This window comes from Streptomyces sp. E11-3, assembly GCF_046540415.1.
Classification (GTDB): Bacteria; Actinomycetota; Actinomycetes; order Streptomycetales; family Streptomycetaceae; genus Streptomyces.
Window position 1 is genome coordinate 2651176 of the sequence record NZ_JAZGRL010000001.1, and the last position, 8842, is coordinate 2660017.

The following is an 8842-nucleotide window of genomic DNA, read 5'->3' on the forward strand; positions in this document are numbered from 1 at the left end:
CCCACTCCCCGCTCCCCTTCTCAATTCCCCTTCTCAATTCCCCTTCCTCATCTGCCCCTTCTCATTGGGAGAGACCTTCATGGCAAGCACGTCGAATCCGTCCGTCATCGGTGCTCCGGTCGGCAAGTACAGCCATCTCGTCGAGGCTCCGGCAGACCACCGCACGATCCACATATCCGGTCAGGTGGGTACGCTCCCCGACGGCTCGCTCGCCGGTCCCGATGTCGCCACCCAGACCCGGCAGATCTTCGCGAACATCGGGGAGCTGCTCGCCTCGCTCGGGGCCGGCCCCGGCGACCTGGTGAAGCTGACGAGCTTCGTCTCGGGCGTCAGCTGTCTGCCGGGCTACTTCAGGGCGCGCGACGAGGTGTACGCCGAGTGGTTCGCGGAAGGTGACTACCCGGCGCACTCCCTGGCCGTGGTCCAAGCCCTGGCCAAGCCTGAACTGGCCGTGGAGATCGAGGGAATCGTGGCGATTCCCGCATGAGCCCGGCGGCTTCGGCGGCTCCGAGAAGCCCGGCGGACGCGTTGTCGCAAGAGGAGTTCCGGTCTCTGTTCCCTGCCTTGCGCGTCTCCACCTGGCTGGACACCCCCGGCTCACCGCCCAGCTCCGCCCCGGTGCACCGGGCCCTCGGCCAGGCCCTGTCCCAGTGGCACAGCGGGGAGTTCGACTGGCTCGACTGGGACGCCGCGGCGGCCGAGGCACGTGCCCTGTTCGCCGGTCAACTCGGCGTTCCGCGTGCCTCGGTCGCCACGATGGCCTCGGTGGCCGAGGCGGCCGCCACGGTTGCGGCCTCGCTGCCGCCGGGGCGCATCGTGGTCCCCGCGGTCGAGTTCCGCAGCAATCTGCTGCCCTGGCGGTTCCTCGACCCCGAGCGGTACGAGGTCGTCACGGTCGCGGCCCGCGACGGCGCCGTACGCACCGAGGATCTCGTCGCCGCCCTGGACGACCGTACGGTGCTGCTCGCCGTCAGCGAGCTACTCAGCCGGGATGGCGTACGAGCCGAACTGCCCGCGCTGAGAGCCGCGACCGACGCGGTGGGCGCGCGCCTGTTCGTGGACGCCACCCAGACCCTGGGCGCCCTGCGCGTCAACCTGTCCGAGCTGCGCCCCGACTACCTGGCCGTGCACGGCTACAAGTGGATGCTGTGCCCGAGGGGCGCGGCCTGGCTCGTGGTTCGCCCGGACCGCCTCGACGGCCTGCGGCCGCTCATGCCGAGCTGGAAGTCGTCGCCGGCCCCGCATGCCTACTTCGGGGGCGGCCTTGACCTGGCGCCGGGGGCGGCGCGCCTCGACACCTCGCCGGCCTGGCTCTCCTGGAGCGGCGCCTGCGCGGCCGTGCGGCTGCTGCGGCGCCTCGACGCGGCGGCGGTGGAGGCGCACTGCCTGGCACTCGCGGACGAGTTCCTGGCCGGGGCCCGCGAGCTCGGGATTCAACGGGCCGCGAGCGGGCGGCAGTCGCAGATCGCCGTGGTCAGGACCGAGGACGCCGGACGCCTCACCAAGGAACTGGCCGCGGCGCGGATCCGGGCCTCGGCACTCGCCGACCGGCTCCGGGTGGGATTCCACTACTTCAACGACCGCACGGACGTCGAGGCCGCCCTCGCGGCGATACGCAAGGCGCTGTAGCCCGGGCTTTCGCGCGGCTGAAGCCGAAGCCCGTCGCGCGAGCGCAGGTGGACCGCGACTGTTGCCCGAGCCGGACCAGGGTCCGGCTCGGGCAACAGTGCGATGTAGGCTGAAGTCACATGATAGGCAGTCAAAGGTCTCAGAGGTCTCAGAAGACAAGCGGTCAAAGGACCCAGGACCTCACGTGCAGCGCTGACAGCGGCTACTCCGGACAGCTGGCGGATGCGCTCGCGGCAAGCCGCACGACCGTGCTGCGCGCCTATCGACATGCCCTGCAGGACGAGGGCAACGTCCTGTGCGAATCACCGCACTGGGAAGAGTGCGCCTGGCAGGCCGGCGCCATCCTCGACGACTGCATCTCCTCCGTCACCGCCGCCGAAGGCAGCTGGGAACGCCCCGACGAGCAGGCACTGTCGGCCTCGTCGGACCTGGGCCGGCACCGCGCCTTCGAGGGCGTGCACCCCGCGCACTCCTTCGACGCCTGCACGACGCTGTTCGAGATCCTCTTCGACCAGGTGCGCCGCGCGGTGGCCCCGATGCCCCGCGAGGTAGCCGACCAGCTCCTCGAACGGGCCCTGCACGCCTACAACAACAGCGTCGGCCTCCGTGTCCAGTCGGCGATGCAGGGGTACGACGCGTTCCTCCTCACCGCGGTCAGGAACGCCAACTCCGACGAGCGGCTGCAGCTGGCCAGGGACATCCACGACCACTTGGGCAGTTCGCTGGCCATGACCCTGCGCTGCCTGGAGCTCCATGAGGCCCAGGAGCTCGACGGCCTTGGCGGGAAACGCCTGCAGAGCGCCTATACGTCCCTGCAACAGGCGCTGCGTTACACCCGGACGCTCGTCGGGGATCTACGCATAGCCGCGCCCAAGGCCGGTCTCGAGGCATCCCTCAGGGAATTCCTGGACAGCGCTCACTATGTCTCACCGGTACCCCGGATCCGGGTGAACGGAGACGAGCAGTGGGTGAATCACCAGCTGCGCGGAGAACTCTTCGTGATCCTACGAGAATGCCTGAGGAATACCTTCAATTACGCCGAGGCATCCTTGGTCGATGTGACCGTCGACATCGCCCCGCACGAAATCAGCGCATACGTCGAAGACGACGGCCGCGGATTCGATGTGGCGGCAGTGCTGGAATCGGGCGCCACATCCGGCCTTTCGTCGGCGCGGGAACGGGTCTGCGAACTCGGTGGGCGGATCCGGTGGACCAGCGCCCCCGGCCAGGGCACCCGGGTCGTCGTACGGATCCCCTACTCCAGGAGTCTCGGGCAGCCATGACCGGACGAACACGCATTGTCATAGCCGACGATCACGCGTTGCTGCGGGGAGCCCTTGCGGACGTCCTGCACCTGGAGGAGCGGTTCGAGGTGGTTGCCGAGGCCGACGACGGGGTCGAGGCCGTCCGGGCCGCGGCCGAGTTCAGGCCCGACATCGTCCTGCTCGACATCGAGATGCCGCACAACGACCCCCCGGTCACCGTGGAGCGCATTCTCCAAGCCTCACCCAGCACCCAGATCATCGTCCTCACCATGCACGACGGGGACGCCGCGCTGATTCACGCACTGGTGGCGAAGGGGATCAAAGGATTTCTGCACAAGGGCGTGGCCAGGCAGGAGCTGGTCTTCGCCATCCAGCACGCCACGTCCCCCTCCGGCCACATCACCATTTCCGCCTCCCGAGAGGCGTTCCTGGGGATGGGCCGGCAGAGCACCGAGGAAACCACCGCGGAGCCGACGACGGCCGAGGAGCCCGGTGAAAGCCCGTTGTCGCAACGGGAGTTGCAGATCCTCACTTACGTGGGAGCCGCACTCAGCAATCACCAGATCGCGACGCGGCTCGGCATCGCGGAGAGCACCGTCAAGCGCCATCTGCGGAACATCTTCCAGAAGATGGGCGCGATCTCACGCATCGATGCGTACAACAAGGCTGTGGCCGCGTCGCTGCTCGCCCACCCGGCCCGGGAACGACGCTGATCCCTAGGAACGACGCTGGTCCCTAGGAAAGACGCTCGACGACGTAGTCGATGCAGGCGGTGAGGGCCTGGACGTCGGCCGGGTCGATCGCCGGGAACATCGCGATCCGCAGCTGGTTGCGGCCCAGCTTGCGGTACGGCTCCGTGTCCACGATCCCGTTCGCGCGCAGCACCTTGGCGACCGCCGCCGCGTCCACCCGGTCGTCGAAGTCGATCGTGCCGATCACCGCGGAACGCTTGGCCGGGTCCGCCACGAACGGCGTCGCGTACGTGGACTCCTCGGCCCAGCCGTACAGGTGCCCCGCGGAGGTGGCCGTACGCCGCGTCGCCCAGTCCAGGCCGCCCTGCCCGTTGATCCAGTCCAGCTGCTCGCCGAGCAGGAACAGAGTCGAAAGCGCCGGGGTGTTGTACGTCTGGTTCTTGCGCGAGTTGTCGATCGCCGCCGGGAGCGAGAAGAACTCCGGGATGTAGCGCCCGTTCGCATGGACCCGCTCGGCACGCTCGATCGCGGCCGGCGAGAACACCCCCAGCCACAGACCGCCGTCCGAGGCGAACGACTTCTGCGGCGCGAAGTAGTAGACGTCCGTCTCGGTGACGGTGACCGGCAGACCGCCCGCACCCGAGGTGGCGTCCACCAGGACCAGATCGCTCTCCTCGGCACCCGCGACCCGCTTGATGGGCGCGGCCACACCGGTGGAGGTCTCGTTGTGCGTGTACGCGTATACATCGACGCCCGCCTCGGCCTTCGGCTCCGGGTGACTGCCGGGCTCCGCGGTGATGAGGGTTGGTGTGTCCAGCCAGGGCGCGGCCTGGGCGGCCTTGGCGAACTTGGTGGAGAACTCTCCGAAGGCGAGGTGCTGGGACTTGGCATGGATCAGGCCATGGGTGGCGATGTCCCAGAACGCGGTGGAACCGCCGTTGCCCAGGACCACCTCGTAGCCCTCGGGCAGGGAGAACAGATCGCGTACGCCGCCGCGCACCCGTCCGACCAGGTCCTTGACGGGCGCCTGGCGGTGGGACGTGCCCAGGAGAGAGGTACCGGTGACGGCCAGGGCGTCGAGCGCCTGCGTACGCACCTTGGAGGGGCCGGCGCCGAAGCGTCCGTCGGCGGGCCTGAGTTCAGCGGGAATCCGGATATCGGGCATGGCGGCAACGTATGCGCGGCCCGTGCCGGGGCCGGCCAACTGACGCCGGAAGACTCATGGAACGTATCGAAGGAAGCAGTCTCACGCGCCCCATGAATCCTTGGACGTATCCCCGTGCCCCCTTGGGAGGGGATGGCTCCGGTCGCCTCGGCCGTCTCCTTAGGCTCACTTGCCCGGCACATTCACCGATCGTGCCACCGCTACGCAAAGGGGCCCCTGTTGGCTTGGACGGATGTGGGGATCCGCCACCTGCGAGCCTTCCTCGCGGTCTCCGAATCCCTCAGTTTCACCAGAGCGGCTGTGGCGCTCGAAACCAATCAGCCCAGCCTGACCCGCAGCATTCATCGCCTCGAAGAGGCCCTGAACGTCAAGCTGTTCGACCGTACGACGCGCTCCGTGCACCTCAGCCGGGACGGCGGGGAACTCCGGGACAAGCTTCAGGTACTGCTCCCCCGCCTCGAGGAAGCACTCCGCTCGCACAGCGACGGAGCCGTGCTGCGCCTGGGCTTCACCTGGCTGCTCCCGGACGGCTGGGTACAGGACGCCGTCTCCCGCTTCGAGGAGCGGACCGGAGCCGGTGTCTCGCTAGTGCGCCGGGACGAGAAGCTGGCCGGGGTCGACCAAGGAGCCGTCGATATCGCACTGTTGAGGATCAACCCGATCGCCAGAGGCATGCGCTCGGTCGACCTGGGGGACGAGCGCCGGGCGGCAGCGGTGCCGTGCGGATCGCCGCTGGCCCGCAGGAACCGGCTCACCTGGGCCGAACTCGCCCAGCATCCCTTGGTCATGAACTCCGTGAGCGGCATCACCCAGGTCACGGACTGGCCGGAGGGACACCGGCCGTCGTCGATCGTCGACTGCGGCAACTTCGACGAGTGGCTCGAACTGGTCGCCGCGGGCAAGGGGGTCGGCATCGCACCCGACCTCGTGCTGCGCCGTCGGCTGCACCCCGCCGTACGGTTCATTCCGCTCGTCGACGCCCCCGCCATTCCCCTGCGGCTGCTCCACCCGCTACAGGGTGCGCATCCGCTCGCCCGGATCTTCACCGAGCTGGCCAAGGACGCCTTCGCCGAGCACCACGGCACCGAGCGTGCGCGCCCCGGCTCCGAGCACCGCGGCCGTACCGGTCGCCCGACCGCCGTGGCAGCAGCCCGAGTTCGCACCCCGTGAACCCCGTCGAGAGGACCCCGGACCATGCCGGCCGACCGTGACGACCGTACTTCCACCCTGCTGGTCAGCATTTTCGGCAGGGACCAGCCCACGATCACCAGCAGTCTGTTCCGACAGCTGGCCGCGTTCGACGCCACGGTCCTCGACGTGGAGAAGACGCGCACCCAGGCGCAGGTCACCCTCACCGCGCACATCACCACGCCGGGGAGCAGACCCCATGCGGAGGGGCGGCTGCGCGCCGCGGTGCACGACTGGGCGGCAGCCCGTGAGCTGCACGCCGAGGTGACCCCGGGCCGCGCCCGGGGTGCGGAGTCGCTGCGCGGGGAGCACCGCTCGCACGTCGCCGTCGTCGGCCATCCCCTCACCGCCCGGACCACGGCCGAGATCTCCGCGAGGATCGCGGCCCTCGGCGGCCGGATCGACCGGATCTCGCCGCTGGCCCGCCACCCGGTGACAGCGGTCGAGTTTCTGGTCTCCGGGGTCGGGACCACGCTCCTGCGCGGCCAACTTTCCGAGCTCGCCCGGCGGGTCGGAGCGGACCTGGCGATATCCGAGGCCGGCCTGTCCCGCAAGGCCCGTCGCCTGGTGGTCATGGACGTCGACTCCACGCTCATCCAGGACGAGGTGATCGACCTCTTCGCGCACTACGCCGGGTGCGGCGCACAGGTCGAGGCGATCACCGCGGCGGCGATGCGCGGGGAGCTCGACTTCACCGAGTCGCTGCAGGCCCGGGTCGCCCTGCTGGCCGGCCTGGACGCCTCGGTGGTGGACAAGGTGCGGGCCGACGTGCGCCTGACACCGGGCGCCCGCACCCTGATCCGTACCTTGCAGGGCCTCGGCTACCGCGTCGGCGTGGTGTCGGGCGGCTTCACTCAGGTCACCGACTATCTCGCGGACCACCTGAAGCTGGATTTCAGCGCCGCCAACACACTGGAAGTCCGGGCCGGACAGCTCACGGGCCGCCTGACCGGCCCCGTCGTGGACCGGCCGGCCAAGGCCCGGCTCCTCGCCCGGTACGCCCACGAGGCCGGCGTCCCGCTCGCCCGGACCGTGGCCGTCGGCGACGGCGCCAACGACCTCGACATGCTCAACACCGCCGGCCTGGGCGTGGCCTTCAACGCCAAGCCCGCCGTCCGCGGCTCGGCTCCCGCCACCTTGAACGTGCCATTCCTGGACTCACTCCTGTATCTGCTCGGCATCCCGCACGAGGAGGTGGTGACGGTGCAGGGGGACCACGTCCTCGAGGCCGGCTGACCGGTCAGCTCCCCTTCGGGGTCAGCTTCCCTTCGGGGTCAGCTGCCCCCAAGGTCCGTTGCAGGGTGAGCCGGCAGGATCGAGCCGTCCCGAGCTCTCCACGTAAGCTCTGAGACCGACCCGGCCTCGCCGAGCCCGAGACTCGCCGGATTCCGAAGGTTGTGGACCACGTGTACATACAGACCTCTGACCTGCACGTATGCAGGTCAGAGGTGGATCCGGAAATCCATTAAACGTTGAAGCGGAACTCCACCACGTCGCCGTCCTGCATCACATAGTCCTTGCCCTCCATGCGGGCCTTGCCCTTGGCGCGGGCCTCGGCGACCGAGCCCGTGTCGACCAGGTCGGCGAAGGAGATGACCTCGGCCTTGATGAAGCCCTTCTGGAAGTCGGTGTGGATCACGCCGGCTGCCTCGGGGGCCGTGTCGCCCTGCTTGATGGTCCAGGCGCGGGCTTCCTTGGGGCCTGCCGTGAGGTAGGTCTGGAGGCCCAGGGTGCGGAAGCCGACGTGGGCGAGGGTGGCGAGGCCGGGCTCTTCCTGGCCTACGGACTGGAGGAGTTCGAGGGCCTCGTCGTCGTCGAGCTCGGCGAGGTCCGCCTCGAGCTTGGCGTTGAGGAAGATCGCCTCGGCGGGGGCGACCAGGGCGCTCTGCTCCGCCTTGAAGGCGTCGTCGGTCAGCTCGTCCTCGTCGACGTTGAAGACGTAGAGGAAGGGCTTGGTGGTGAGGAGGTGCAGGTCGTGCAGGAGCTCCTCGTTGCCGCTGCCCTGGACGATGCCGGCCGAGAACAGGGTCTCGCCGCGCTCCAGGATGGCCTGGGCCTCCTCGACCGCCTTGACCTTGGGGGCGATGTCCTTCTTGATCCGCGATTCCTTCTGCAGGCGCGGGAGGACCTTCTCGATGGTCTGCAGGTCGGCGAGGATCAGCTCGGTGTTGATCGTCTCGATGTCGCTCTTGGGCGAGACCTTGCCGTCGACGTGAACGACGTTCTCATCCTGGAAGGCGCGGATGACCTGGCAGATCGCGTCGGACTCGCGGATGTTCGCGAGGAACTTGTTGCCCAGGCCCTCGCCCTCGGACGCACCCCGCACAATGCCCGCGATGTCGACGAAGTCGACCGTGGCCGGGAGGATGCGCTGGGAGCCGAAGACCTCGGCGAGCTTGGTGAGGCGGGGGTCGGGGACGCCCACGACACCGACGTTCGGCTCGATCGTGGCGAACGGGTAGTTGGCCGCCAGCACGTCGTTCTTGGTCAGGGCGTTGAACAGGGTCGACTTGCCGACATTGGGCAGACCGACAATTCCGATCGTGAGCGACACGCTTACCGACTTCCCGTACGTGAGGGGGGCTGGGTGGAGGGGCCTCGGCTGGTAGACAGGCCGGGCCGATCCACCAGTCTACGGCGTGGCGCGCGCCCCCGGCCCGGCCGCCGTGCTGAGCCCGCGGCGGGTGCCCGCGTCGAACGCAGCGCCAAGGTCGTCCAAAGGGCGTGTCCCGGTCCTGTTTCCCGGCGTCCGCCGACCTAGGTTGGTGCGGTGGAGCAACACAGGACGCGTCCCCCGCAGGCCCGAGCGCGACGTACCCCGCCGCTGCCGCCCCAGTCGTCGGGTTCGGGGCCCGGGGGCCGGAGCCGGTCCGTGGGCGCGGAGTCCGTGAGTGTCTACCGGG

8 protein-coding genes are annotated in these 8842 nt (G+C 69.3%); 6 read left to right on the forward strand and 2 right to left on the reverse strand.

All coding sequences use genetic code 11. The features are described 5' to 3' along the window. Positions 1–79 precede the first annotated feature (79 nt). The 4 genes from U9R90_RS11895 to U9R90_RS11910 all read left to right on the forward strand — a co-directional run bounded on the left by U9R90_RS11895 (position 80) and on the right by U9R90_RS11910 (position 3607). Complete coding sequence (locus tag U9R90_RS11895) at positions 80–487, forward strand: RidA family protein (RefSeq protein ID WP_411056398.1); 408 nt, start codon at positions 80–82, stop codon at positions 485–487. 77 nt (positions 488–564) lie between these two features. Then, positions 565–1629, forward strand: a complete 1065-nt coding sequence (locus tag U9R90_RS11900) for an aminotransferase class V-fold PLP-dependent enzyme (RefSeq protein WP_411056399.1) — start codon at positions 565–567, stop codon at positions 1627–1629. Positions 1630–1877: 248 nt separating this feature from the next. Beyond that, positions 1878–2912, forward strand: a complete 1035-nt coding sequence (locus tag U9R90_RS11905; RefSeq protein WP_411056400.1) for a sensor histidine kinase — start codon at positions 1878–1880, stop codon at positions 2910–2912. Then, a complete protein-coding gene (locus tag U9R90_RS11910; protein ID WP_411056401.1) occupies positions 2909–3607 on the forward strand; it encodes a response regulator in 699 nt (232 codons plus the stop codon). The genes U9R90_RS11905 and U9R90_RS11910 overlap by 4 nt, the downstream gene beginning before the upstream one ends. A gap of 22 nt (positions 3608–3629) precedes the next feature. Here the strand turns inward: U9R90_RS11910 and serC are convergent, their stop codons facing one another. Continuing rightward, complete coding sequence (serC, locus tag U9R90_RS11915) at positions 3630–4751, reverse strand: phosphoserine transaminase (RefSeq protein ID WP_411056402.1); 1122 nt, start codon at positions 4749–4751, stop codon at positions 3630–3632. Positions 4752–4883: 132 nt separating this feature from the next. Here serC and U9R90_RS11920 point away from each other — a divergent pair, with 132 nt between their 5' ends. Together U9R90_RS11920 and serB are read left to right on the forward strand one after the other, a co-directional pair. Further along, a complete protein-coding gene (locus U9R90_RS11920; protein WP_411056403.1) occupies positions 4884–5921 on the forward strand; it encodes a LysR family transcriptional regulator in 1038 nt (345 codons plus the stop codon). Positions 5922–5945: 24 nt separating this feature from the next. Further along, positions 5946–7175, forward strand: a complete 1230-nt coding sequence (gene serB / locus U9R90_RS11925; RefSeq protein WP_411056404.1) for a phosphoserine phosphatase SerB — start codon at positions 5946–5948, stop codon at positions 7173–7175. A 229-nt stretch (positions 7176–7404) separates the two neighbouring features. On the opposite strand, the gene ychF is transcribed toward serB, so the two are convergent. After that, the gene (gene ychF / locus U9R90_RS11930) at positions 7405–8493 is read right to left on the reverse strand and encodes a redox-regulated ATPase YchF (RefSeq protein WP_411056405.1); all 1089 of its coding nucleotides are present in this window, start codon (positions 8491–8493) and stop codon (positions 7405–7407) included. Positions 8494–8842: the final 349 nt, after the last annotated feature.